The organism is Paenibacillus algorifonticola (assembly GCF_050481745.1).
GTDB lineage: Bacteria > Bacillota > Bacilli > Paenibacillales > Paenibacillaceae > Pristimantibacillus > Pristimantibacillus algorifonticola_A.
In genome coordinates, this window is record NZ_JBCNGR010000020.1 from 78,820 (window position 1) to 105,035 (window position 26,216).

At 50.1% G+C, this 26,216-nt stretch carries 22 protein-coding genes and 1 tRNA gene; 11 read left to right on the plus strand and 12 right to left on the minus strand.

From position 1 onward, the window contains the following. Positions 1 to 169 precede the first annotated feature (169 nt). Positions 170 to 697, plus strand: a complete 528-nt coding sequence (locus ABEW34_RS18495; RefSeq protein WP_430160609.1) for a GNAT family N-acetyltransferase — start codon at positions 170 to 172, stop codon at positions 695 to 697. On the opposite strand, the gene ABEW34_RS18500 is transcribed toward ABEW34_RS18495, so the two are convergent. From ABEW34_RS18500 to ABEW34_RS18515, 4 genes are all read right to left on the minus strand, one after another. Then, positions 694 to 1,944, minus strand: coding sequence for an aminotransferase class I/II-fold pyridoxal phosphate-dependent enzyme (locus tag ABEW34_RS18500; protein WP_430160610.1), 1,251 nt, complete (start codon positions 1,942 to 1,944; stop codon positions 694 to 696). The genes ABEW34_RS18495 and ABEW34_RS18500 overlap by 4 nt on opposite strands. A 54-nt stretch (positions 1,945 to 1,998) precedes the next feature. Further along, positions 1,999 to 3,462, minus strand: coding sequence for a PLP-dependent aminotransferase family protein (locus ABEW34_RS18505; protein ID WP_430160611.1), 1,464 nt, complete (start codon positions 3,460 to 3,462; stop codon positions 1,999 to 2,001). Positions 3,463 to 3,725: 263 nt separating this feature from the next. Continuing rightward, complete coding sequence (locus ABEW34_RS18510) at positions 3,726 to 5,006, minus strand: EAL domain-containing protein (RefSeq protein ID WP_430160612.1); 1,281 nt, start codon at positions 5,004 to 5,006, stop codon at positions 3,726 to 3,728. A 163-nt stretch (positions 5,007 to 5,169) separates the two neighbouring features. Next, positions 5,170 to 5,463, minus strand: a complete 294-nt coding sequence (locus tag ABEW34_RS18515; protein ID WP_056035103.1) for a hypothetical protein — start codon at positions 5,461 to 5,463, stop codon at positions 5,170 to 5,172. Between the two features lie 163 nt (positions 5,464 to 5,626). Here ABEW34_RS18515 and motA point away from each other — a divergent pair, with 163 nt between their 5' ends. Next, positions 5,627 to 6,427 (plus strand): flagellar motor stator protein MotA, encoded by an 801-nt coding sequence (motA, locus tag ABEW34_RS18520; RefSeq protein ID WP_056035104.1) that lies wholly within the window; start codon positions 5,627 to 5,629, stop codon positions 6,425 to 6,427. Next, positions 6,411 to 7,250: a flagellar motor protein MotB gene (motB, locus tag ABEW34_RS18525; RefSeq protein ID WP_430160613.1), complete on the plus strand. Its 840-nt coding sequence runs from the start codon at positions 6,411 to 6,413 to the stop codon at positions 7,248 to 7,250. Before motA ends, motB begins: the two co-directional genes overlap by 17 nt. Positions 7,251 to 7,357: 107 nt before the next feature. Here motB and ABEW34_RS18530 read toward each other — a convergent pair whose 3' ends face one another. The 3 genes from ABEW34_RS18530 to ABEW34_RS18540 all read right to left on the minus strand — a co-directional run bounded on the left by ABEW34_RS18530 (position 7,358) and on the right by ABEW34_RS18540 (position 10,662). Continuing rightward, positions 7,358 to 7,888, minus strand: a complete 531-nt coding sequence (locus ABEW34_RS18530; RefSeq protein WP_430160614.1) for a DinB family protein — start codon at positions 7,886 to 7,888, stop codon at positions 7,358 to 7,360. A gap of 101 nt (positions 7,889 to 7,989) precedes the next feature. Continuing rightward, a complete protein-coding gene (gene rluF, locus ABEW34_RS18535) occupies positions 7,990 to 8,739 on the minus strand; it encodes a 23S rRNA pseudouridine(2604) synthase RluF (protein ID WP_430160615.1) in 750 nt (249 codons plus the stop codon). A 39-nt stretch (positions 8,740 to 8,778) separates the two neighbouring features. Beyond that, the gene (locus tag ABEW34_RS18540) at positions 8,779 to 10,662 is read right to left on the minus strand and encodes an ATP-binding protein (RefSeq protein ID WP_430160616.1); all 1,884 of its coding nucleotides are present in this window, start codon (positions 10,660 to 10,662) and stop codon (positions 8,779 to 8,781) included. 215 nt (positions 10,663 to 10,877) lie between these two features. On the opposite strand from ABEW34_RS18540, the gene tadA reads away from it, so the two are divergent. Then, the gene (gene tadA, locus ABEW34_RS18545; protein WP_430160618.1) at positions 10,878 to 11,348 is read left to right on the plus strand and encodes a tRNA adenosine(34) deaminase TadA; all 471 of its coding nucleotides are present in this window, start codon (positions 10,878 to 10,880) and stop codon (positions 11,346 to 11,348) included. Positions 11,349 to 11,352: 4 nt separating this feature from the next. Here tadA and ABEW34_RS18550 read toward each other — a convergent pair whose 3' ends face one another. The 3 genes from ABEW34_RS18550 to ABEW34_RS18560 all read right to left on the minus strand — a co-directional run bounded on the left by ABEW34_RS18550 (position 11,353) and on the right by ABEW34_RS18560 (position 13,704). After that, entirely contained in the window at positions 11,353 to 11,547 is a 195-nt protein-coding gene (locus tag ABEW34_RS18550; protein ID WP_430160620.1) for a Spo0E family sporulation regulatory protein-aspartic acid phosphatase, read from the minus strand. Between the two features lie 970 nt (positions 11,548 to 12,517). Continuing rightward, positions 12,518 to 13,048 carry a chromate transporter gene (locus ABEW34_RS18555; protein ID WP_430160622.1) on the minus strand — a complete coding sequence of 177 codons (531 nt, stop codon included), beginning with the start codon at positions 13,046 to 13,048 and terminating at the stop codon, positions 12,518 to 12,520. Positions 13,049 to 13,074: 26 nt separating this feature from the next. Next, on the minus strand, positions 13,075 to 13,704 hold the full coding sequence (locus ABEW34_RS18560; RefSeq protein WP_430160623.1) for a chromate transporter: 630 nt from the start codon (positions 13,702 to 13,704) through the stop codon (positions 13,075 to 13,077). 264 nt (positions 13,705 to 13,968) lie between these two features. Here ABEW34_RS18560 and ABEW34_RS18565 point away from each other — a divergent pair, with 264 nt between their 5' ends. Then, on the plus strand, positions 13,969 to 15,168 hold the full coding sequence (locus ABEW34_RS18565) for an ROK family transcriptional regulator (protein ID WP_430160625.1): 1,200 nt from the start codon (positions 13,969 to 13,971) through the stop codon (positions 15,166 to 15,168). Positions 15,169 to 15,311: 143 nt separating this feature from the next. After that, positions 15,312 to 15,388, plus strand: a tRNA-Arg gene (locus tag ABEW34_RS18570). Positions 15,389 to 15,654: 266 nt separating this feature from the next. Here ABEW34_RS18570 and ABEW34_RS18575 read toward each other — a convergent pair. Continuing rightward, positions 15,655 to 16,947 (minus strand): galactokinase, encoded by a 1,293-nt coding sequence (locus ABEW34_RS18575; RefSeq protein WP_430160627.1) that lies wholly within the window; start codon positions 16,945 to 16,947, stop codon positions 15,655 to 15,657. 320 nt (positions 16,948 to 17,267) lie between these two features. On the opposite strand from ABEW34_RS18575, the gene ABEW34_RS18580 reads away from it, so the two are divergent. Then, positions 17,268 to 20,588 (plus strand): OmpL47-type beta-barrel domain-containing protein, encoded by a 3,321-nt coding sequence (locus ABEW34_RS18580; protein ID WP_430160629.1) that lies wholly within the window; start codon positions 17,268 to 17,270, stop codon positions 20,586 to 20,588. 335 nt (positions 20,589 to 20,923) lie between these two features. Here the strand turns inward: ABEW34_RS18580 and ABEW34_RS18585 are convergent, their stop codons facing one another. Next, positions 20,924 to 22,516, minus strand: coding sequence for a bifunctional metallophosphatase/5'-nucleotidase (locus ABEW34_RS18585; RefSeq protein WP_430160631.1), 1,593 nt, complete (start codon positions 22,514 to 22,516; stop codon positions 20,924 to 20,926). A gap of 183 nt (positions 22,517 to 22,699) precedes the next feature. On the opposite strand from ABEW34_RS18585, the gene ABEW34_RS18590 reads away from it, so the two are divergent. From ABEW34_RS18590 to phnE (ABEW34_RS18605), 4 genes are all read left to right on the plus strand, one after another. Continuing rightward, entirely contained in the window at positions 22,700 to 23,698 is a 999-nt protein-coding gene (locus tag ABEW34_RS18590) for a phosphate/phosphite/phosphonate ABC transporter substrate-binding protein (protein WP_430160632.1), read from the plus strand. A 137-nt stretch (positions 23,699 to 23,835) separates the two neighbouring features. Beyond that, complete coding sequence (phnC, locus tag ABEW34_RS18595; RefSeq protein WP_430160634.1) at positions 23,836 to 24,609, plus strand: phosphonate ABC transporter ATP-binding protein; 774 nt, start codon at positions 23,836 to 23,838, stop codon at positions 24,607 to 24,609. Beyond that, positions 24,606 to 25,412: a phosphonate ABC transporter, permease protein PhnE gene (phnE, locus tag ABEW34_RS18600; RefSeq protein ID WP_430160636.1), complete on the plus strand. Its 807-nt coding sequence runs from the start codon at positions 24,606 to 24,608 to the stop codon at positions 25,410 to 25,412. The genes phnC and phnE (ABEW34_RS18600) overlap by 4 nt, the downstream gene beginning before the upstream one ends. Next, positions 25,409 to 26,215, plus strand: coding sequence for a phosphonate ABC transporter, permease protein PhnE (gene phnE, locus ABEW34_RS18605; protein WP_430160638.1), 807 nt, complete (start codon positions 25,409 to 25,411; stop codon positions 26,213 to 26,215). Before phnE (ABEW34_RS18600) ends, phnE (ABEW34_RS18605) begins: the two co-directional genes overlap by 4 nt. The last annotated feature ends 1 nt before the right edge of the window (position 26,216 follow it).

A 26,216-nucleotide genomic window follows, 5' to 3' on the forward strand; every position in this document is an offset into this window, starting at 1 on the left:
GTATTCACCGCAAAGACATGCGTTCAAACGATTTGCGCAGTTTTGAATGTTTTTGACGAAAAATCTGTTATGCCCGTTTACGCTGGGCGATGCCGCTGCCGCATGCCATCGTTGATTTGAAAGCTTCACGCGTTCGCGCGATTGAGGTTTATAAGGAGATTGTGTAAGGATGACAAAAACAAATGCTGCTCCTGCTGGCGCCCAGCCGCCATTTGGCTGGAAGATTGCCGCTATGGATACTTCCCATGCCCGGCAGTTGTGCGATTGGCGGTATGAGCCGCCCTACGGCATCTATCAATGGCCCGCATGGGAGGTTATGGAGCAAGCCGAAATGGAGTTTGGTGATCCCGAGCTGCGCCAGAAGCAATATGCGGCTATTTTAGACGACCGCGGGGAGCTCGCTGGTTTTGCACAGTTTTTCCCGCTAGGGGATGAAGTGCTGCGGCTTGGGCTGGGTCTGCATCCACAGCTTTGCAGCAGGGGCTCAGGCACCGCCTTTGTTGCGCTGCTCGTAGAGGAGGCTCGCCGCCGCGCTCCAAACAGCGAGCTGGATTTGGAGGTGCTGACCTGGAATGCACGCGCTATTCGCGTATACGAGAAGGCAGGCTTCCGCATTACCGACACGTATATCCGCCCGACCTCGCAAGGCGCGGCGGAATTTCATTGCATGGTTTACGGAGTAGGGGAAGAAGCCTAGCGTCTCTCTTCCCCTTCCTTTCCTAGCCCTTTCCGCTCCGTTCCCATCAACCGCCGACCCGCTCCAACTGCTGCTACATGAGCCTGCCTCGTCTGGCTCATGTAGCAGCCCATTCGCTCCAAAGCCTCCGACAGCTTTGCTGAAGATACCGAATAAGAGCAGCGGATGCGCCCTTCTCCGCCCGGTCCAAAAACATGCCCTGGCACGACGGCCACGCCCGCTTCCTTCATGAGCTTGAAGGCGAACTGCTCCGAGCTTAGTCCCGTATGGGCGATGGATGGAAAAGCATAAAACGCCCCTTCCGGCATATGGCAGGAAAGTCCCAGCTGCTGCAAGCCGCCCACGAACATCGCCCTGCGTTGCTTGTAAGCCTCCTTCATTAGATCCTTGTCTGCCAATCCGCTGCGCAGCGATTCCAGAGCAGCAATCTGTCCCATAATAGGCGCGCACATTGCCGTGTATTGATGAATTTTCAGCATTTGCGAAATAATTTCCACAGGGCCGCAGGCATAACCAATACGCCAGCCTGTCATGGCAAAAGCTTTCGAGAAGCCATTTATGACGATCGTCCGCTCCTGCATGCCAGGCAGCGATGCAATGCTTACATGCTGGCTCTCATAAGTCAGCTCCGCATATACCTCATCAGAGACGACGATCAGATTATGCGCCTTCACCAGCTCAGTAATGGGGAGCCAATCCTCATAGGACATGACCGCACCCGTTGGATTGTTCGGATAGTTGATCAGCAGCACCTTGGAGCGCGGGGTGATTTTTTCCCGCAGCGATTGTGCCGTTAGTTTGAATTGCTCCTGCTCATGCGTCTCAACGTTTACAATACTACCGCCCTGCAGCGCTACAATGGGCGAATAAGCGATATAGCTGGGAACTGGAATCAGCACCTCATCACCCGAACAAATCAAGGTTCTCATCGCCAGATCAATCGCCTCGCTGCTGCCCACCGTCACCAGAATCTCATCCTTCGGCTCGTAATTCAATTGAAAGCTGCTCCCCAAGTAATGAGCGATTTCCTCGCGCAGCTCCATGAGTCCGGCATTCGGCGTGTACATCGTCTGACCGCTTTCCAGCGCTCGTATGCACGCGGCGCGCACGCGCTCCGGTGTTGCAAAATCCGGCTCGCCCACGCCCAGCGAAATCATATTTTCATCCTGCCCGGCCATATCGAAAAACTTGCGAATGCCCGAAGCGGGCAAGCTCTTTACAAGCGGTGAAACGTTATACTGCACCATTATGCCTGCATCCCCTTTTCAAAATAATCAAATGTATAGTTGTCGCTCTATTCCTTATGAAAGGCCCCACAGCTGTTTTGCCGTATCGCCGATAATTCGAATACCATGCACAATATCCTCATCCGCCACGCGGGAAAACCCTAGCCGCAGCGTATTGCCGCCCCGTCCATCCGTAAAGAAATGATGGCCTAAAGTAAAAATAACGCCTTGCCGCGAGCACGCCTCCAGAAGCTCCCGAACCTTGCACGCTTCCCGAAAGGTCACAAACAGATGCAGCCCGCCATCCCCCGACAACGTCTCATAGGGAACATAGGCTTTGCAGGCTTGCAGCGTCAGCTCGTATTTACGCTTGTATTCCGTCCGCGCCCGCTTCAAATATTTGTGCAGATTGCCATTATGCAAATATTGATAGAGCAGCGATTGGTCAAGCGTCGAGGTGTGAATGTTGCGGGCCCGCTTCATGCTTTCCAAATAATCAATCAGCTCGCGGTCTGCGAGCACCCACCCGACCCGCAGGCCGGGGAACAGCACCTTTGAGAAGCTTCCAATATAAATAACGCTGTTGCCGCTGCCCGCCGATGCGATGAGCGGCGGCACATGCGCTCCGGAATAACGAAGCTCCTCATTAAATCCGTCTTCAATGACGGGAATTTCATATCGGCTCATAAGCTGCATAAGCGCCAGCCGTTTCTCCATCGACATCACGATGCCTGTCGGATTGTGATAGGAGGGAACAAAATAGGCACAATCGTAGGAGCGCTCCTCCAAAGCCCGTTCAAGCTCCCCCAAATGGATGCCATCCGGCTCCATCGTAACGCCCTTAATGTCAAAGCCGTGCAGCTTGAGGTTTTTTATCGCGGTATGATGGGTCGGATTTTCGCAGATAACTGCGCCGTGCTTTTGCCGGAGTGCAGCCAGCACAAGGTCAAATCCTTCCGTAAATCCGGCAGTGATGAGCATATCCTTGCCCTGCACATCCACGCCCTTGTTCTCCATATAGGTCATCAAATACTGAATCAGCGGCTTATAGCCTTTGGCGTAGCCATAGTTCAACAGTACATGGCCCTCCACCGACATACGGCCCAGAAACGCCTGCTTCACATGATCCAGATCAAACAGCTTCTCATCCGGGGCAATGCTCGTAAAAGAAATCGCACTCTTGCCTGCGCGAATGCCCCGCTTCATGAGGTCCAGCTCCTCCGCAAGCAAAGCCTGCCTGCTTAGACGCTCCTTCCACGGCAATTGCCAGGACAAGGACGCTGGGGCGGCGCTGCCCGCCGAATCCTCTGATACATAATTGCCTTTGCCTTGCAAGGCATATACACGGCCCTCGTCCGCCAGCTCCGCATAAGCGGCAATGACCGTATTGCGGCTCACACCGAGCAATACGCTAAGCTCGCGTGTCGATGGCAGCTTCTGATGAGGCTGCAGCGCGCCTTTTATCATTAAACGCTTCATATAATCTTTCACTTGAATCGATACTGGACGGCCTTCTATGAGCTTGAAATCATGATACACTTCTCATCGCCCCCACCTTTATCATGGCTATGCTCGCATTCAAGCGTAAACGGCTGAAGCCGTCCTCTGGCGACAAAGCTATCGTTTCGCGTAGAAATATAGAGAAGGGCTAGACCATCATATCCTTTCCTATATTTCAAGCGTAAACGGCTGAAGCCGTCATCTGGCGGCAAAGCTATCGTTTCGCGGAGAAATATAGAGAAGGGCTGAAACCATCATATCCTTTCCTATATCCCAACAAAAGAACCACGACGCCGGATTTTTCATCCTGTCGTGGTTCTGCAAGCAGCGTCCTCTCGTTGCCGATCCGTCTGCTGTTCATAATCCTTCATATCTGCAAATAAAATAAGGCCGGGACCAGCAAGGACCGATACGGTCCGAATCCATTCACATGTATCCAAATCGACGTAGGCACGCGACACAAGGGTGCGCTGCGTCTCGCTTAACTGCGCAATGGTAGGAATGAAATAGGGGCGCCAGCTCCAATTCGCCCCATAATATTCATCCTGCCGCACCCACTCGCCAGCCTCCACCCTGCAATAGTTGGCCGATAGCTGAATGCCATCTTCCCGGCACAAATAAATGCGAACGCAGCTCGGCGGCAGCTCCTCCAGCAGTCCGGCAATCCACCCGTTGCCTGCTCCTGACTCGCCCTCTCGGCCGAAAGCGAAAGCTCGCTCCTTGTCGATGCATGCAGCAAGCTGCGCCGCTTCCTTCTGCCAGTTCCTCTCGGTGCGCAAGCGCTGCTGGACATATTCCGCAAGCTCGGCCTCCAGCGCTGCGGCGAAACGATCCGCCCGCTGAAATTCCGGCTCGGCCTTGGAGAAGAAGAAGCCCTGCACATAGCGGGCACCTGCTTCAATCGCACGCACCAAATCCTGGCGCGTCTCCACTCCTTCAGCAAGCAGCGACGCACCGATTTGCTCGGCCAGCGCGGAGAAAGAGCGAAGGGCACCTAGATAGCCATTGTGCGTAGCGCTCTTTTTGATCATATGAATGTCGATTTTCAGTATATTCGGCTGAATATGGGCGATACGATCCGTGCTGCTGAATCCGCTTCCTACATCATCAATCGCAATGAGACAGCCTCTCGAACGATACAGATCCACAATGGAACGCAGCTCATCCATCGGGCCATTAAAGCTTTCCTCGGTAATCTCGATGACGATGCGGCGCGGATCAATCCGGTATTTATCAATCAGTTGAAGCGTAAACAGCTCGCCGGATTGCCGATAGCGATGAATCCAGTTCGGCTTTAAATTAATAAACAGCAGCGACTCGGAATTTTCCGCACCCAGCTTGCGCATCGCCTGCTCCCGCAAAATCCGATCGACCGCAATATGATCCTCTACCGAAATGGCGGCGTCTCCAAAAAAAGGCCCCAAGCTTCGCACGCGCTCGCCTGCACAGGCTCTGCCCAGCACCTCATACCCCATAATGGTTCTGGTGTCCATCGCCAGGATAGGCTGATAGAAGGCAGCAAGCTGCTCGCCCTTAAGGCCTAGCGATTCCGGTATCTTTCGCATCGTTTGTCGGTCCTTCATCGCGTGCTCCTCTACATAAAAACGATGTCATATATTCTTCCATTGTTAAAGTTAGACCCTATTGTAGCGGAATCGACATTCGATGTAAAGAAGTGACAGCGTTCGCTAAGACCGATTTTTCCCCCAGCTGTCCGGGCTCCGAACGCCCTGCTCGCCCTATGCTCTAAATCAACCGCACCATATGCGTCACATTATCGCCCTGTGCGACCTCAATGACATGATGCTTCGCGTGATAGGAAACTTTGCCTGCGCCCACCTCGATCAGCGCTTGCTCGCCCAATCCGAAAAACACATCGTCGGCCAACGCCTCCATCACCTCGTGCTTTTCTTCTTCTCCCAATGCCTCCCACTCTTCCTTTTCCATTTCAAAAAAAGAGTAGCTCCCCTCAATCGCGCTAACCGCTGTTGTCAGTTCCTTCAATATATCCGCATATTCCCTTGCATGCTTTACGCCCATAATAAGGTTCCACCTTTTCACTGATTTATATGATTCATTTTACCTCATTTTCACAATTTTTAATGCCTTTCTGTTTAAATCCTTTTCAGGTCTAATCTCACCGCCCCCTTCTGTCGATAATATAAATAGAGAACTTTCGAAATTGTATTGGACGGGGTGTATAATGAAAAATTCAACTATTATCGGTATTGTTCTAGCTATCATAGGTATCTTTGGCGGGATGGTCGTCAAGGGAGCTCCCATTTCCAGTCTCTTGAATCCTGCTGCCTACATGATTATCATCTTGGGTACCGTCGCAGCCGTAATGATCGCTTTCCCCATGTCAGAGCTAACAAAAATCGGCAAGCTGTTTAAAATGGTATTTGGCACGCAGAACTTGACTTCACGTGAGCAACTCATTACTCAATTTATGGAATGGGCCGGCATTACACGCCGTGAAGGCCTGCTCGCTCTTGAAGCTAAAGTAGATGAAATCGAAGATAATTTCCTGCGCAACGGCATGCGGATGATTATCGACGGCAACGACCAGGAGTTCGTTCGTGACGTTCTGCTTGAGGACATCGCGGCGACGGAAGACCGCCATAAAGTCGGCGCGCTTATTTTCACCCAAGCGGGTACATACGCTCCTACACTCGGGGTACTCGGCGCCGTGGTCGGCCTGATTGCCGCCCTGTCGGATATGAGTGACATTGAGAAGCTGTCCCATGCTATCGCCGGAGCGTTTATCGCAACGCTGCTCGGTATTTTCACAGGTTATGTGTTATGGCATCCATTTGCCAACAAACTCAAGCGGCTTTCTAAAGCCGAGGTTCAAATTCGTCTAATGATGGTAGAAGGCTTGCTCTCTATCCAATCAGGCGTATCCACCATCGCAATCAACCAAAAGCTGTCGGTATTCCTGACTCCGACTGAGCGTGAGAAGATGAGGGAGAAGGAGGAAGGGGCCGTTGAGCAAAAAGCATAGGCACGAAGAACATGAGGAGCATGTTGACGAATCCTGGCTCATTCCTTATGCCGACTTGCTCACTCTGCTGCTGGCACTGTTTATCGTATTGTATTCAATGAACTCGGTAGACGTAAAAAAATTCGAGGAAATGAGCAACGCCTTCAATATCGCCTTCACCGGCGGTACAGGCCTGCTTACCGACCCAGCCGCAGTCACTACGGGTGATCAAAGAGACAAGCAGGAACCGTCACCTAACGATTCAACACAAAAGCCAGCTGCTGGGGATGACGAGAAGGACGATGCGCAGAAGCGCCGTGAAGAGCTGATGAAGCAGGAGCAAGAGGATCTGGAGAAGCTGAAGAAGCAAATCGATGACTATATTAAGAAAAATGGTCTCACCTCCGACCTGGAGACGAAGCTCAACCAGTCCCAACTGATGATTACTATTAGCGACGAGGCACTGTTCGCATCCGGCAGCGCTGAAGTGAAGGAAGATTCACGCGAGCTCGCCATTTCCATCGGCACGATGCTCCAGCAGTACCCAGACTACGAAATTATTGTCTCGGGACATACGGACAACAAACCGATTAACACCTATCTCTTCAGATCGAACTGGGATTTAAGCACCTCCCGTGCTGTACGTTTTATGGATATTTTGCTTGAAAACCAACAGCTCTCACCGACCAGATTTACCGCAAGCGGCTACGGAGAAAATCGCCCGCTTGCCAGCAATGACACCGAGGAAGGCCGAGCGAAAAATCGCCGCGTTGAAGTATCCATTATCCGCAACTATGTCGATTTGGAGAAAGCGCAGGAGCTTAAAATCAAACCAAAAGAATAGCCGACTTGGCAGCACGAATGGGTAATAGAAAAGCCGCCGCCCCCATGCTTATGCATCGGAAGCGACGGCTTTTTTTGCTGTTAATGAAAGTAATCGCATTAGTGCTTTTATTTCGACAGAGCCTTTTCACTATACCACTTTCTAAGCTGGTTGATTTGGGCTTGATGGTAGCGGCTATGATCAGCCATATGCCATAATCCCCAACGTATGGTTGCTTGCTTTTCATTGGCATGGCCGAAAGTGACAACTTTATCTAGATCAGCATCTGATAATTGTGTACATGCTTCTTTCAACATATTTAATACATCTTCATAGTTGGAAATAAGCGTGTTCAAGGGTATTCCTTGAACCATGGGAAGCCGATTATGTTCATCTATCATGGGACCATATTGTTCTTTTATTAACTGCGGAAGCGGCTGTCCTTTTATTCTATAAACCCAGTTCAGATCAACATAGAGGATATGTTTGATTAACTGAGCCTTACTATTTGAATGATGGTTAGGCCCCTTGCTGTCTACTTCTTCTTGCGACATGCCGCTTGTGATGAATTTTAGTCGCTCACTGTTCTCTTTTACAGCAGAATATAGCATCCCCACAATAGGCGACATATTCGCCTCACCTTTTAAATCGTACAGCATCTTAATTCAACCCCTCGTTGTTATTTCCTAATTTTATAAAAAAAGAAAGCTCTCGAACCTTCGCTCGAGCTGCTTCCTTCGCATGATACGACCATTTCTAACTATTCATTCGACTCTGATTTAGAACCTGCTTGCGCAGTCGATGACGAAGACGCTGGCGTATAATCCAGCAAATCAAACAGCTGCGCCTTCTCCAGCTCCGTCAAGTCTCTCCATTCGCCGTTAGGCAGCTCGCCCAACTGAATGTTCATAATGCGGACACGCTGAAGCTTACGCACATGATAGCCAAAAGCTTCGCACATTCTGCGGATTTGGCGGTTGCGCCCCTCGGTCAATACGATGCGGAACACGCGCTCTGCACTGCGCGTCACTTTGCAGGGCAACGTCATGCTGCCCAAAATTTTGACGCCCTCCGACATGCCAATGACAAATGATTCGCTGATCGGACGATCTACCGTCACAATATATTCCTTCTCATGCTTGCCCTCCGAACGCAAAATCGGATTCACGACATCGCCGTCATTCGTCATGAGAATAAGCCCTTCCGAATCTTTATCGAGTCTGCCAATCGGAAAAATCCGCTCCTGATGGCGCACATAATCAACGATGTTGCCCTCAATATGCAGCTCGGTTGTACAAGTGATGCCGGCAGGCTTGTTTAAGGCGATATACACATGACCTTTATGTTCTCCAATACGATTGCCGTCAATGCGCACATCATCGCCGTGTTCAGCTTGACTGCCTAGAAGCGCCGTGTTGCCATTAATGGTCACACGTCCGTTCTCCACAAGCTTGTCCGCTTCCCTTCGCGAGCAATAACCGGTTTCACTAATAAATTTATTAATTCTCACTTGCGCTCACCTCATTCATGTATGCCGCTCATTCTGCTATTAATATAACCCTGCAGCGCTTGCTTTTTCTACTAGTATACCTTCGTCGCCCTCGTCTTTCAAAGCAGGGAGCGTAATCGTCACCGTTGTTCCGGCGTTCACTTGGCTTTGAATATCAATCATGCCTTGATGGCTCTGGATAATACGCTGGCTGACCATCATGCCAAGTCCGGTACCGCTCTCTTTGCCCGTTACGAATGGGCTGCCGATTTGCGAAATCAGTTCCTCTGGTATGCCAATGCCTTCATCTGCTATTTCTATCGTAATGTGGCCCGTATTTCGTTTCAAGCGTATGTAAATGGGTCCTCCAGTCGGCATCGCTTCAATCGCATTTTTCAGCACATTAATGAACACTTGCTTGAGCTGATTTTCCTCACAGGAAATCAGGCAGGGCTCCTCGGCGAAGACAGTCAGAAACTCCGCATTATGCAGGTGAGCCTCGCTATCAAGAAACAGCAGCACATCGCGCAGCACCTGCTTAACATCCTTAACGGTAAACTGTGTCGCTTGCGGCTTTGCCAAAATCAAAAATTCACTGACAATCAGGTTAATGCGATCCAGCTCCGAAAGCATCAAGCTTGTATGCTCGGTATTGCCCGTACGATTTTTCAGTTGAAGCTGGAGAAAGCCTCGCAGTGTCGTCAGCGGATTGCGAATTTCATGGGCGACACCTGCCGCAAGCTGTCCAACTGTTGTCAGCTTCTCGGAGCGGCGCAGCAGCTCCTCCATCTTGTTGCGGCTCCTCATGTCGCGGGTAATGCTCGCGAACGCCTTCACCTCGCCTGCACTATCGCGAATCGGAGATATCGTCACGCTTACGGGGATAACTTCTCCCGACTTCGTTAAACGCTTCGACTCCTGTGCAGGGAGCACCTTGCCCGCTAGGAGCGAAGCAATGATCAGCTTCATCTCGCCCCGGTGGCTTTCCGGTATGAGCGTCAAGGGGCTGCCAAGCGCCTCTTCTGCTGTATAGCCATAAAGCTGCTCGAAGGCTTGATTCACTTGAATAATGATACCTTGCAAATCGACAACATGGATCGCATCACTCGTATGATTAATGAAGGATTTCAAAAAATTTTTCATCCGGCGATTTTCTTCAAAAGCATTGCGCAGCTTGTCCATATAAATGCTGAGATTTTGCGACATCGCGTTTATTTTCACAGCAAGCAGGCCAAACTCATCCCTGCTTCTCACTTTAATGAACGAATCAAAGCGGCCGTGAGACACCTCATTGACCTTCCACAATATCGATTTAAGTGGACGGAGCAACATCCCCGACAGCAAATAGCTGCCAAATAAAATAAATAACATAAAGATGCCTGCATACTTCAGCCAATCCTTTACCTTATACGCAGCCCGATCCTGAAAGTATTCGTAGCTGTAGACGATGCGAATAACAGCGGGCTGCATATTTTCATTGCTGTAGTAGCTCTTTAAATAAGCGGCTCCGTCCATTTCGATCTCATTGACCCGATAAAGACGATCCTTGGCTGTCAGATTAATCAGCTCTTGTTCAAGCTCGGCATTATAAAGGCTCTGCTTGCCGTAAATAATATCATAGCTAGCTACGCTTGTAATCTGCTCCTCATGATCCTGAGGGCGTAATATCGTTATATCCAAAATGCGAGCATCCCACCGCTTCCAGTCTTCAATCAGCCTATTAAGCTGCTCCTCCGTCTTTGCATCAAGAGGCATGCCCGCCGCAAGCTCGCTATTTGATAAAGACAGCGTTTCGTAGAGCTGTACAGATGCTTTGCTCAGCATGCTGCCAAGATTTTTGTGCATATTGCGAAACATCGAATATTGGTCCACAATAAGTAGGGTAACAAACATGGAGAAGAATGCTATCGCAATTAGTAAGCAGAGCTTGAGTTTGAATGGCACTATGAAGACCACCTTTATCGTCGTAAATTCGAACGACTTATCCACATTTTATAAACAATATACGCTACTTATGCACATACCGGTCGAATATTTTGTGTATAAAAAAGTGCATAACCAGAAAGTTATCCCCAATGTTATCCACCACATGTTAACAACAGAATATTTGTTCGCTGAATAAACGCAATTGATTTTACATATATAGGAGGGATTGCATCATGCTTCAAGAGCAGGAAGACGAATTTTGGATGCAACAGGCTATTGAGGAAGCCAAAAAAGCTGAGCAAATTGGTGAGGTTCCCATAGGAGCTATTGTTGTTAAAAATCAGCAAATCATTGGGAGGGGTTACAATCTTCGAGAAACACAGCATGATCCTACCGCTCACGCCGAAATGGTCGCCATTCGCGATGCATGCAAGGAGTTGGACGCTTGGCGGCTGCTCGACTGTACCTTGTATGTAACATTGGAGCCATGCCCAATGTGTGCTGGAGCTATCGTCCAATCCAGAGTAAAGCGTGTCGTATATGGAACCGGCGATCCCAAAGCAGGATGCGCAGGCACACTAATGAATCTGCTGCAGGAGCCGCGATTCAACCACGAAACGGAACTGACTAGCGGCGTATTGCAACAAGAATGCGCCACAATGCTTACCCAGTTCTTCAGGAAGCTGCGACGGAAAAATATATAGTTGACTAGTCGTTTTTACGACGCATGGAAGAACCAATCATCTCATCACGCTGCATCTGTTGAAGGGCAACGATTAATTGATCTGCCTCCTCGCTAACCGCAAGAACGTCAGGGTCTGTCAGACTACCTCGTGCTTCGGCTATCTCATGGAGCTTTAGCCTTAGCGATTGCAATTGATCGAGTAGAATTATTTTGTCCATAGCTCGCTTCGTGGCCCACTCCTTAAATATAGCGCTCGTGTGGCAATTTTATTTTATTATACGCTTAATCCGGTGGGCTGTTTGTAAAAACGTGTCGACAATCACCTATAATTTTCAGGCAACTTTCGACAAAATCAGGATTAGATTCCAAAATAGTAGTCCATAATACCTATTTTAAAAGTTTTAATGATTAACCAGTTCAGCAACATATTGGCAAACCTGACATTCATGAATGGTTGCTGCTGTTCATTTCTTCATTTGGGAAAGTCCTTTTTATTTTCCCGACATGCGATGTCGATTTATCAACCGCTATTTTGTCGTAATACATCTTTTTTTGTAAATGAAAGCTGACATTAACAGGAAACCCGCGGCTTTCTGCATGGCATCTTTATGCGTTTCGCATAGCATAGAAGGACATCCCTGGGAGAAAGCTTTATATAGCTGCTATTTTGAAAAAAAGCCCTGCCTCCTGACGGTTATCGTCATGGGGCAAAGCTTTTCTTACTTTGCTCGATCGCGCTCGAGCCCTTATCGACTCCCGGCATAGGTAAATAATAAAGCATATGAGTGCGGTCATATAGAGACAGGCTTGCACTCGCATGGCGTGGAGCATAGCTTGGACTGAATTCATATTGGTATCCCTCACTGTCTAATTCAAGTTGTTTAATTATTTTGCGGTAAAAACAACTGATTTTGCAGGACATACGAATTATTTTTTAATCAATTTTAGTAAAATTCATTCGAGTCGTTCGACAATTTGTTCCACATGGAACATTGTCCCTCGCGAATGCTGTTGAATTCATGTTTAAAAGGAAGACCAACAGCCGCTTGTTTCGGGAGCTTGTTGCAAGGAGCAAACTCTCAAAACATGCGGCTTTATGCGACTTCATACAGCTTCACGCTGGAATATATCGTTTTATTAGCAAACGAATGATTGGCTTTTTCTTTGCGCACTCTTCGACAATGGCCGCTAAAATAAAATGATACCCGCTGCCCCTGCTCCAGCAATGATAACAAACGGATGCAACTTGTAGCGCATTAGCAAATATAAGCTGCATCCAGCGATGAGCAGCATGCCAGCGAACGACCAACTCAGAATCGCGCCATCATTCGGATATCCGAAATGAATGGCCGCATAGACCATTAGGCCGGTAATCATCGGCTTCAAGCCGTAAAAGGAGGCCGACAGCCATTTATTATTTTGGAGGCGGAGGATGAACGCTGACAGTACAATCATGAGCAGCAGCGACGGCAGCACCATGCCAGCAGTCGATATGATCGCGCCCGTGATGCCGGCGGTCTGATAACCGATTAACGTTGCAGAATTTGTGGCAATGGAGCCCGGTGCCATCCCGGCAAGGGAGATCGCCTGCTGAAAATCACCTTGCGTCATCCAACCTCGGGATAAAGCCTCGTATTGAATAATCGGAATAACCGCGTAGCCCCCTCCAAACGACACACAGCCTATTTTCAAAAAAACAATAAACAGCTCTGCAAGCATGCTCCGTCCCCCTCTCCATTCCCCGTCTAAATGTAATATTCGATTTCGCTGCTGTTTCTGCTAACGGAAGCTTTCTCAGTTAAAACCTTCATACCCAGCAGCTGCTTGCCTTTCGTAAATGCAATGCCTCCCAGCAGCCCTGCCATGACGACGTAAATCGGATTAATCGCTGTGAACAGCAGCACAGCAAGCGTCACTACCGCTACGAACGTCGTCGCAACATCAAACAGCGCCGCCCGCGCCATGCGGTATGCGGCCATTACCATTAAGGCGATGACCGCCCCATGTATCCCTTTAAGCGCAGCCACCAGCTTCGGATGATCGCCAAAAGCACGCATAAACAAGCCCAGCAATAAAACGAGCAGCAGCGTGGGGAGCGTGATGCCGACAATAGCGATAACCGCCCCTGCTGCACCTGCTTGCCGATAGCCAACCATCGCAGCAGCATTGACGCCTACACCGCCTGGCGCAGATCCTGCAAGCGAAATGAGCTGTGTCCATTCTTTCTCATCCAGCCACTGCCGCTTCTGCACGGCCTCCCGCTCGATCATCGGCATCATCGCGTAGCCGCCGCCAAACGTTGTAGGTCCAATTCGAAAAAATATCCAAAACAGCTGCAGCAGCATGCCCAGCTTTTTATTTTGTCCATTCGCCATGAGGTTCCCTCCATTGATGGGGTGATGCTTTCTCTCTATTATATCATCTTTATTCCATTTTGGTATTAACTTAGTGAAAAAAGGCTTATCATTTCATTTTATTGAAACAATTCGGTTGGATTATGAGTGTTTTTTATCAAGTTTATTTCTTTTTGAACAAATGTTTGGAACGGACTTGAACATAGCGACTGTCCGTGAATTACGATATAATGAGGAGTGGAACTCTCATTTTTTCATCCTACCTATAGTAAGCAGGGATTAGTTATGTACAAAGCGGAACGGAGCGTTCCCTCTCATAAAGAGCTTATTTATACACAAATCGCCGAGCAGGGCACCGTATCGAAAGCGGAGCTGCTCGACAGGCACAAGCTGACGAGCAGTACGCTTACGCGTGTACTGGAGGAGCTGGTGACGGAGGGGCTGATTCAGGAGACGGGTCTTGGTCCCTCCAGCGGCGGCAGACGGCCGATTTTATACCAGATTCATGCGGATTACCGGTACATTTTCGGACTGGAAATTTCGCGTTTCTCCTCGACGCTAGGCTTATTCGATATGCAGCTGAATCAGAAGTCACTCATCCGCTGGCGGATGGATGAGGCGATGACACCGCAGGCGCTGGTCGACTACGCATCGCAGCTGATGCGCACGCTGCTTCGGGATCATCGGATTGAGCGGGAGCAAATTCTCGGCATTGGCATCGGGGCGGTTGGGCCGCTTGACCGGAGCAGCGGGATGATTTTGGACCCGCTGTATTTTGCCGCCCGCGGCTGGACACAGGTGCCGATTTGCCAGATGTTTGAGGAAGCGACCGGATTTACGGCGTTTCTCGAAAATGGCGCCAACACCGCGCTGCTCGGCGAGCGCTGGGCGCTGCGCCATGAAGACATCGAGCATGCGCTGTATGTGCATGCCGGCGTCAGCCTGCGCTCCGCGATGATGTCCTACGGCCGTATCGTCCATGGCACGATGGATATGGAAGGCTCGATCGGACAAATGATCATTCATACGGATGGGCCACGACTGTCTTCGGCAGGGAATTACGGCGCGCTGGAGGCGTACGCTTCAATTCAGGCGCTGGAGCATCAGGCACGCTCCCATGCGAAGATGGGGCAGGACTCGCTTCTCAAAGCCTATTCCGTCACACCCGAGCAGCTGAATTATGAAGTGCTGCTGCAAGCCCTGTCGGCGGAAGATGCGTATGTGCAGGAGCTGTTTCAGCAGTCCGCCGTCTATTTCGGCGTCGGCCTGGCGAATTTGATTAATATTTTTCACCCGGAGCTTGTTATCCTGGGCGGCGCTTTAATCAATTCTAAGCCGATGTATTTTCAGACCGCTACAGATACTGCGAAGAAAAACACCTACTATTCCCCTGCCTATGAGCCGAGGTTTTCCAAAGGCCAGCTCAAAGAGGATGCCGTCGTAACTGGAGCAGCGCTGACTGTGCGCAATAAGATGCGGATTTAATAAGCGTGGTGGAAATAGAGCAGTAGTGCAGCAAAATGGTGGAGCAGACTGATAAATACTCAGCTCAATAGGCTGACCCAGCAGTTAGGTAGGCAAGCATTGTTGCTTGATCCCGCCTTCCATGGTAAAATAATCAATGCTGCGCGCCCGTAGCTCAGCAGGATAGAGCGACAGTTTCCTAAACTGCAGGTCGTACGTTCGAATCGTATCGGGCGCGCCATACTTAAATGCTTCAGAGCCGCACTGTTGTGCGGTTCTTTTTGTTTTGTAGGCATTGTTCGCGGAAGTCGCTTGTGGTGAGGTTGTCCCCGGTTGTCCAGGTCAGCAGAAGGAAGACGGCTTGGTAAAACACGAGTTAGAGAGCTATATGAAGTCATTCAATATTCCATTGATCAGATAAAAAAGAAGCCCCTTCGCCTAGTCGTTGAGGGGCTTCCAAAACTTCAACCATATCGAAAAAAATACGGACTAGCTCCGCATCTCACCTTACTTCCTATCCAACAGTTCATTCAGGCAGACAGCCCCGTGCTCACGAACATTCACTACCAGCACCGGCGTATCCAGCATTCCACCAATCCATGACATATAGGCCTCCGCGTGCTCGTTAGGAATAATGGTCAAGATTACTCCAGCGAATCCTCCGCCATGAATGCGGCATGCGCCATCGCCGATTTTTCTCAAATAGTTTTCGGTAAGGGACAGCGCGATTGCAATCTCCTGATTTTGAATAGCTCCGCTTTGATACACGTTCTGAAGCCATTTCCAAGATGAATTCCCCGAAGCCGTAATGAGCGTCAAGAAATCATTGAACCTGCTTTCCTCAAGTGCCGATACCTGCTCATCCACACGACGGTTTTCCTCAAAGAAATGCAGGGCGCGCAGCACAGCCCGGTCTCCAGCTGCTGCTCTAACCGCCTTCAAATTAGCGTAAATATCCTCTGGCGACAAATCGCGGCAGACCGAAGCTCCCAGCGATTTGGCTACGGCATACATCTCATTAGGTACCGCCGCGTAATCCTCCGTTAAATCCGCATGATTCCCGCCTGTATTTACAATGACCAGCGAGTAGCCATTTTTCTGAAAATCCCATTGAACCGGTTTGATAACAGGCTCCTTAGGCGTTTCAAAATCAATCGCGATTAAGCCGCCATAGGCGCAGGCCATTTGATCCAATAGACCGGACGGCTTATTCCAATATTTATTTTCAGCAGATTGACCGATTTTAGACAGGGAGACAGCATCGAGCGCCCCCTCATTATAAAAATGGTTTAAAATCGTACCGATCAGCATTTCGAAAGACGCGGAAGAGCTTAATCCAGAAGCAGAAAACACATTGCTGGAAATATAAGCATGGAAGCCGCCTACCTGAAAGCCTGCCTCAATAAATCCAGCTGCAATGCCGCGAACCAACGATGTCGTGCCATCATCTCCAGGTCGAGGCTGTATATCCTGAAGATCAATCACATATTTCGTTGCATAGCCTTCCGAGAAAAAGGTAATAACAGGCTCGTCTACCTTCACCGCCGCCGCAATCGTATCCAGCGTAATGCTTCCCGCTAGAACCTTACCGTGATTGTGATCGGTATGGTTGCCTCCAACCTCGCATCTGCCTGGGGAGCTAAACAGACCAAGCTCCTGCTCACCAAAATGCATCTGAAATTGCTCAACAAGCGACTGATATCGGCTAGTTTGCTCTGCGAGCTGCTGCTTGCCATACATTTGGACAAGCAGTTTCTGTCCCTCGGCTGTTTGCAGCCTGTTTAGCATTTGATTACTCATCTTAATTCCTCCTATAGGTCATCATTCATAGATTTAATAAACTTGATTGCGTGCTAAGCTTGAACGGTATACCTCACCATGCATCGCTCGATTCATCTACACAGCCGCCTCATTACGATTATCTCAAATTATACCCCTATAAAGTAGGGCACGAATGCAAGATATATACGCTCTTCTTAAACGCCTAGTGCATCCTCCCCAAATTAAGTCCTATATAGGAATATTTCACTATTTTTTACAAATTCCTATCACTATAGCAGATGTTCACATGCTAGAATATGGACGAACGCTAAGATTAATGATTCATGGGAGGAATGGAATTGAGGAAGCTTACACAACGGAAGTCATCCTTGTCACACAAATGGATCAAGTCGCTGATCGCTCTATCTGTCGCTATTCCGCTGCAAGCTGGTTTATGGGGCGCCGCGACAGCGGTTCACGCTGAAGGCCCCGCCGATCCGGCACCTTTTATCCAGCCTAAAGTCGTGAACGAAAATGCCGGCAAAAAGATTTTGTTCGACAATACCCACGCCCAGACCGCTGGAGCAGCAGATTGGGTCATTGACGGCGGCTTCTCTGATTTCGGCGACGCACTTGCTAATGATGGCTATTATGTTCAAGAGCTTCGCAAAACAACCCCATTTACCTACAATGATTTGAAAGATTACAGCGTATTCGTCATCGCAGAACCAAACATCCCTTTCAAAGCAACAGAACAAGCTGCTATGACGCAGTATGTAGAAGGCGGCGGCAGCATTTTCTTCGTTGGCGACCACTACAATGCTGATCGCAACAAAAACCGTTGGGACGGCTCCGAAGCGATAAACGGCTATCGCCGGGGCGCCTGGACAGACCCCACTCAAGGCATGAGCGCTGATGAGCGCAATTCGGAGGCTATGCAGGGCGTAACCAGCTCTGACTGGCTGTCTGATCATTTCGGCGTTCGCTTCCGCTACAATGCGCTTGGCGATATAACCGCTAATCAAATTGTACCGCAAGAGCAGGCCTTTGGCATCACTGCTGGCGTATCCGCTGTGGCGATGCATGCGGGCTCCACGCTTGCGATTACCGACCCGACCAAGGCAAAAGGTATCGTATACTTGCCGCAAACGAATCAGGCTTGGGGCAGCGCTGTAGATCAGGGCGTATACAACGGAGGCGGCAGCGCCGAAGGGCCTTATGTCGCCGTTTCCAAGCTGGGAGCAGGAAAGGCCGCTTTTATCGGAGACTCTTCTCCGGTTGAAGATGCTTCGCCAAAATATTTGCGCGAAGAAACCGGAGCGCGAAAGACAACCTACGACGGCTTTAAAGAGGAAGATGACGGCGTATTGCTCGTGAATTTGGTGAATTGGCTCGCTGAGCAGGAAAGCTACACGAGTCTTACCGAGGTTGACGGTCTGCAATTGGACAGCGCTACGGCATTGCTGCCTTTTGAAGACCCTGCTGCCTCGACGGAGCCGCAGCCAGAGCCATGGTCCGCGCCAAGCGCAGGCTACAAATGGTACGACCGTTCTACATTTAAGCCTGGCTCATACGGCGGCCCCACAGCGAGCGCCAATGCCGCTTACAGCTTCGTCAAGCAGGCGACGCTTCCGAATGCGCAGGACTTTCAAATTCGCGTTGTCGCCGACAATTTGCCTGCCAATACGACCGTATCAGGCTTTAGCGCTGGCATTTATTTGACTGGAGGCACGCAGGTCGCCATGGTTCAAAATGAAAATGGCACCTGGCCGACTGCCTACGGCTACAGCTCCGCTTTTAGTGTCATATCGGACAGCAAAGGACATGCCTTTAAAGATTTGACCGTCCGTATTAAACCCGGAACGTCCGGTGCAGCCAGTTTGCGCCTGCGCTTGAACGGAAGCAATCTGATTACGAACGCAGTAACCGTAGGCAATGTACCGGCAGAGCCGCTTCCTGAAGAGGAAGGTCCAATCCCCGCTCTGGTCCCCATTGCGGAAGCTCGTAATAAGCCGGTCGGCTCGACTGTAACGGTTGAAGGAATCGTGACGACGGAGCCGGGCGCATTTGGCGGACAAGCTTTTTATTTGCAGGATGACTCAGGCGGCCTTTATGTGTTCCAAAGCGCAAGCGGCTTCCATCAAGGCGACCGCATTAAAGTGACAGCCGCTACAGCTCTATACAATTCGGAGCTTGAGTTGACCGATATTATCGCTATCGAAAAAACCGGTACAGCGCCGCTGCCAGCCCCCCTTGCAGCAGACCGCGTCACGGCCAAAAACCAAGGGCAGCTTGTTCAGCTTTCAGAAGTAACGGTTCAAAATTTGACGAGTGCAACGCCAGTCGGTTCTTTCGAGTTTGACGCCGTCGATGCTGCCGGAATCAGCAATCATATCCGCGTAGACACACGCACAGGCTTATCGCTAGCTTCATTCCCTTATGTCGAAGGCCAGCAGGTTAGCATTACGGGCGTTGCCGCTATTTTCAGAGATGTCTTTCAATTGAAGCCACGCGGGCTTAGCGATTTCACCCTGCAAGGCGATACAGCCGCTCCGAAGACAACGGCTTCCCTTTCCGCTTCGCCTAATGAGTCGGGATGGCTGAAGCAAGATGTTTCCGTAACCTTGACAGCAACTGATGACGCAAGCAGCACCTCCCCTCTTCGCACAGAATACGCCGTGAACGGGAGTGTCTACCAAGCCTATGAAGCACCATTTCTAATTAATGAGGAAGGAAGCTCTGTTATTTCTTTCTTCTCTACAGATGCAGCTGGCAATAAAGAAGCGGTGAAATCTGTAACGGTCAAGCTGGATAAATCAGCACCCAACGTGATTTTAACGCAGTCTGGAGGCGCGATAGCTGATGCGTCCGAGACAGATACGCTTATTTTTGCGCTGAGCAGCTCGGATGCCTTGTCTGGTATTGCCAGCGAACAGCTGCTGCTGGACGGACAGCCTGTTAACAGCCCTTATTCCATTAAAGGCTCTGACCTTAGCCTTGGCGCTCATACCGTTGCTTACTTAGTAACGGATTTTGCCGGCAATCAAGCTTCCCTGCAAGCTTCTTTCCAAATTACCGGGCTGCCGCTTGCGGTTGGTGCTCCTGGAAAGCCTGTGCTTTCGAGCAACAACGGCTATGATACAGGCTTACAAGACGGTGACTATACGATTTCCTTGAATATGTGGTGGGGCAACAATGGGACGAGCTACAAGCTTTATGAAAATGGCGAGCTGATTGACAGCCAGACGCTGCCTGATGTCTCCCCTTCTGCCCAATTTGCCCAAACCCATGTAAGCGGAAAGCCCAATGGAACGTACACGTATACCGCAGAGCTTACCAATGCCAAGGGGACAACTCGCAGCGAGGTCTTAACGGTACGTGTCACTGATGCGTCTCCGGGCAAGCCTGTGCTGTCGGAGGACAACTGGGACGGTGACGGCCAATACAGCATTACCATGAACATGTGGTGGGGAACGAACGCGACGGAATACCGTTTGTACGAAAATAACGAGCTCATCGACACCCAGTCGCTGAAAACAGCTGCTCCTGCCGCTCAACATGCCGCAACAGCACTGTCTGGCCGCCAGCCTGGTTCATACGAATATCGGGCCGAGCTTGTGAATGCAGCAGGAGTAACAACGAGCGAAACGATAACCGTTCAAGTAAGCGTAAACGGCTGAAGCCGTCCTTTGGCGGCAAAGCTATCGTTTCGCAGAGAAATATAGAGAAAGAGGATAAAATAATCATATAATTACCTATATTTTAAGGTGAACCGGCTGTCGCCAGCCTCAGCGACGCGGCGCGTCTCGTTCCGAGAAATATAGAGATAGGATAACGAAAGGACATCCTTTCCTATATTTTCAAAAAATAGTTCTGCCTATGCTGGCGACAAGCTCCCAGTACCGGACAGCAGCGCTTGCTCATCCATTCTTGCTCAAATTTAGCTCTCGCGATTCCTTTATGGAAACATGAGAGCTTTTTTTATTTAGCAACGGTTTTTGACGCGCACAAACCTTTACCCTGCCGTAACCTTCCAATTCCCCGCGCGAGGGGCAGTGAGCGGCTGATGCTTGCGAATGTAATTCTCGGCGAGCATCGCCATATCCGTATCACCGGCAAAAAGAACAGGCTTTCCTGCATACATCGCATAATTGCCGCCACCAGCCGCACGATAGCTGTTCATTACAACCGAATACTGAGCATCCATCTGCAAGGGCTCTCCATCGCGATCAAGCTTGACCACCCGGCTTCCCTCCGGCCGCGAAATATCCAGCTCATAGTCGATGCCTGCCCACATGTCATAGTTATAATGCTGCGCCTTCGGCTCCATGTACAAGGGATTTACAATAAGCTCCCCCTGATCATCCAGTGAAAAATAACACGCGGCCTGCTCCAACGCAGCCCGAATGTCCTGCCCGCTTAGCTCCAGCACCGTCAGCGTGTTCGGATAGATGAAATTCGCTAATACATCCCGCATGTTCACCTTGTTTCCAAAACCGCGCGCCTCCTCGCTTAGCAAAGCTGCGTTGGAAAGCTGCGCTCCCGTAGCTTCCATCTGGACCTGATGGACAAAAGCAAGGAACGGATGGGCAGCCAGCCTCAGCTCGGCCGCCTTCTGAATTGACAGATCGCCAATGATTTCGCCAATCGGCTGATCCAGCCAAGCTTGCGTGCTTCGCTCCAGCTCATCGGTAAGCGCAACAACGGCGGCGTCTGGCAAGGCAGACTCCTCTGGATAAAGCAGCTCGGCTCGCTTGCTCGTAATTCCCCAGTGCCCTTCAGGCTGCCTCTCCAACTGCACCGCAACATGAGCAGCAGATGACCCGTTATAGCCCGTCTGCACAATCGTGACGCCATGCAGCTCCTCCGCAAATGACCGATGCTGATGCCCGGTCAGCAATACATCTATGCCTTCCACCTCACGGCAAATGGCATAGGCTTGATTTTCACCCGTCAGCGGTTCGGCTGGTTGACCTGTTGCTAGATCATTTTCGAAGCCCCCGTGATAGCAGACTATAACGAGATCCGGCTGCTCCTTGTCGCGTATGTGCTGAACCCATGTCCGAATCGTCTCTAGCGCATCAAGAAAACGCAGCCCTTTCATATTTTGCGGCTGCTCCCAGTTGGGAATGTAGTGGGTTGTAGCCCCAAGCAGGGCGACTTTTACGCCAGAAGCCATTTGCTTCATGATGTATGGAGGCCCAAAAGCGGGCTCGCCACTTTGTTCATCGACGATATTAGCCGACAGCCATGGAAATTTTGAAGCCTGAACAGCACGGTTCAGCATATCCAAACCGTAATTAAATTCATGATTGCCCATAACAGCAGCATCATAGCCGAGCTCATTCAACACCTCTATAAAAGGATGCGTGTCATAGCTGTCTTGAAAGGCAGCAGCGTAGGAAGCCAGCGGCGAGCCCTGCAGCAAATCCCCATTGTCCACCAGCAGCAGCTCAGGCGCCCGTTCGCGTTCCCGCTTCATTCGCGCTGCCAATAAAGCCAGTCCGTTATGGCTGTAGGCATTGGTCGGGTAATGGATCGGACGGATTGCGCCGTGCAGATCACTCGTCAGTATAATTTCGCAGGTATGCTTGTTCGTTTGCATCATCATAAACCTCTCCCTCGTTGCAGCATCATTTTTTCCAATGTAACTATTCTAGCAAAATCATTTTCAACTTAGCAGTGCATAAGCTTGTTTTACAATTAATTCATTTATCGTTGATACTCCGCAAATATAAATTGAATATAGTAAGCAAGTGTCAAAAAATACAATCTCTTGGAGGGTTTTTGATTGAAAAAGATGTATGCCTTTATGTTGCCTCTGTTACTGACTACGCTCTTGCTTGGAGCTTGCGGAACGAACAATACGACTGGTTCGGCTGGTGCCGAATCTGCGAGTCCTAGTTCAAGCCCATCTGCAGCTGCCTCAACTGAGCCATCACCAACAGCTAGTGCAGACACAGGCTATGTGCCAACAACGCTGACTGTCCAATTCGTCCCTTCCCAAAATGCAGATACGCTTGAAGCAAAAGCAAAGCCGCTTGAAAAGCTTCTTGGAGACAAGCTTGGCATTCCGGTAAAGGTCAGCGTATCGACTGACTACAACACGATTATTGAAGCGATGGCATCCAAAAAGGTAGATGTTGGCTTCCTGCCTCCAACTGCTTATGTACTGGCTAAAGAAAAAGGCGCAGCTGAAGTTATTTTGCAGGCGCAGCGCTTTGGCGTAAATGATGAGACTGGTGCTCCTACCGATCAGCTCGTCGACTTCTACAAATCCTTGATTGTTGTAAAAAAAGACTCGCCAATTCAATCGGTTGAAGAGCTTAAAGGTAAAAAAATCGCCTATCAGAACGTGACGTCTTCCGCTGGTTTTGTATGGCCGGCTGCCCTGCTGATGGACAAGGGACTGAACCCGCTTAGCGATGTACAGCCTGTAACCGTTAAAGGCCATGACCAAGGCGTTATCGCAGTACTCAATGGCGATGTAGATGCTGCGGCGATTTTCCAGGATGCCCGCAATACCGTTATGAAGGATTATCCTACTGTGTTCGAAGACACGCGTGTGCTTTCGTTTACAGAAGCGATTCCGAACGATACGATTTCGGTTCGTTCCGACATGAGCGCAGAATGGTCCGCTAAAATTTCGCAAGCATTCATTGATATCGGCAAAGATACAGAAGGACATGCCATCATTAAAGAAATTTATTCCCACGAAGGCTATGTGCAATCCGATGACAGCAAGTTCGATATCGTTCGCCAATACAATGAGAAAGTAAAAACCGAGTAGTACGATTTTTCGTCCTGCACCGTGCGGCACAAGGCGAGCCAGTTCAGCGCAAGCGTGCGCTGTGCTGGCTTGTTGCATTGCTTCCCTCTATTCTCCAACTGAACTCGAACCGAACTCGAACCGAAAGGATTGACGTCATGATTGAGCTTCGTCAAGTATCCAAAGTGTATCCCAATCAGACCAAGGGCCTGAATAATATTAATCTCACCTTCGAACAAGGCGAGTTTGTCGCTGTTGTCGGATTATCGGGTGCAGGCAAGTCTACGCTGCTGCGCTCGATTAATCGGCTGCACGACATTAGCGAGGGCGATATCCTCATTAACGGCAACTCGATTACGAGTGCTCAGGGCCAGAATCTGCGAATGATTCGCCGCGACATTGGCATGATTTTTCAAAGCTTCAATCTCGTCAAACGTTCCACCGTGCTGCGCAATGTGCTGGCTGGACGAGTCGGCTATCACTCTACTCTCCGCACCATATTCGGCCGTTTCCCCAAGGAGGATGTGGATTTGGCATTTGAAGCGCTGGAGCGGGTTAATATTTTGGAAAAAGCTTACTCCCGCGCCGACCAGCTTTCCGGCGGACAGCAGCAGCGTGTCGCGATTGCGCGCGTGCTGGCACAGGAGGCCAAAATTATTTTGGCGGACGAGCCTGTCGCCTCACTAGATCCGCTTACTACAAAGCAGGTCATGGATGATTTGAAACGAATTAATCAGGAGCTGGGCATTACGACGATCGTAAATCTTCATTTTGTTGATTTGGCGAGGCAATATGCGACGCGAATTGTCGGGCTGCGTGCAGGCGAGGTCGTATTTGACGGCCCCGTAGCTGAAGCCACGGACGAGCGGTTTGCCGAAATTTATGGCAGGCCTCTTCTTGAAGGCGAGCTGCTGGGAGAGGTATCGGCATGAAAAACCCGCTTGAGTCTGGTGCGAGGCAGACCGCCCGTCCCCTGCCGCCAACGCGTACGAAGCATGTGCTGACTACGCTGCTTATTTTACTGCTGCTTTGGGGCAGTGCCTTTCAGACAGAAGTGAGCTTTAAGGAGCTGATTGAAGGCTTTCCGAATATGCTCGATCTGCTGCGCGAAATGTTTCCTCCCCGCTGGACCTACTTTGATAATATTTTGGGCGGCATGCTGGAAACGATTCGCATGGCACTAGTCGGCACAACGATTGGCGCAATTATTGCCATACCCGTGGCGCTGCTGTGCGCAGGCAATTTAATGCCGCATCGCTGGGTGTATTACCCGGCACGCTTTATGCTTAACTTGGTGCGGACGCTGCCCGATTTGCTGCTCGCCGCACTATTCGTCGCAGTCTTCGGACTTGGGCCTGTGCCGGGCATTCTCGCGCTTGCCGTGTTTTCTGTCGGTTTAATCGCCAAGCTGACTTATGAAACGCTGGAAACGATAGACCAAGGGCCGCTTGAAGCGATGACGGCGGTTGGGGCAAACGCTATTCAGCGCATCGTATTTGGTGTAGTTCCGCAAATATCGGCCGCTTTTATGTCGTATGTACTGTATACCTTTGAAATTAATGTACGGGCAGCAGCCATTCTCGGCCTTGTCGGGGCTGGCGGCATCGGCTTGTTCTACGAAGCGACGCTTGGCTTTCTCGAATATGACAAAACCGCCGTTATTATTTTATTCACACTGGTCATTGTTCTGTTTATTGATTTTGCAAGCACGAAGCTGCGGGAGAAACTATTATGACGACGAAAAATGGGGATTATCTCATCCAAAAACCGCGGAAAAATCCGCTTCGGTGGCCGATTATTATTGCGCTCGCGCTCGTTTACATTTGGGCGTTCTCTGGCGTTCCGTTTACTGGCTTTAAAGAGACGGCGGGTCAGATCATGAAGTCGATTATGGCGGGCATTTTTTCTCCCGATTGGGGTTATGTATACTTGCCGGAAGGCGAGGATTTGCTGCGGGGGCTGCTGGATACGCTGGCTATTTCGATTCTCGGTACGGTCATCTCGGCTGTGCTGTGCATTCCGTTCGCCTTCTGGTCCGCACGCAATATGAGCAAATTTCGGCCAATTTCCGGATCGGGCAAAATCATGCTCAGCTTCATTCGGACTTTTCCCGAAATTATTATGGCGATTCTGTTTATTAAAGCCGTTGGCCCCGGCTCGTATGCCGGCGTGCTCGCTCTAGGGCTGCATTCGATTGGCATGCTCGGCAAGCTGTTCGCAGACGATATCGAAAATATTGATTTCGGCCCTTCCGAGGCGCTGCTTGCCTCTGGAGCAACGCGTATGCAGCAGCTTTGGTTCGCTGTGCTGCCTCAGGTGCTGCCGGGCTTTCTGAACTATACGCTTTATCGCTTTGAGATCAATGTCCGCTCGGCTACGATACTCGGCGTCATTGGCGCTGGCGGAATTGGTACGCCGCTGATTTTTGCATTGAGCACCCGCAGCTGGTCGCGGGTCGGCATTATTTTGCTCGGCATCGTTGTGATGATTACCGTTATTGACCTCATCTCCGGCTATGTGCGCAAGAAGCTGGTGTGAA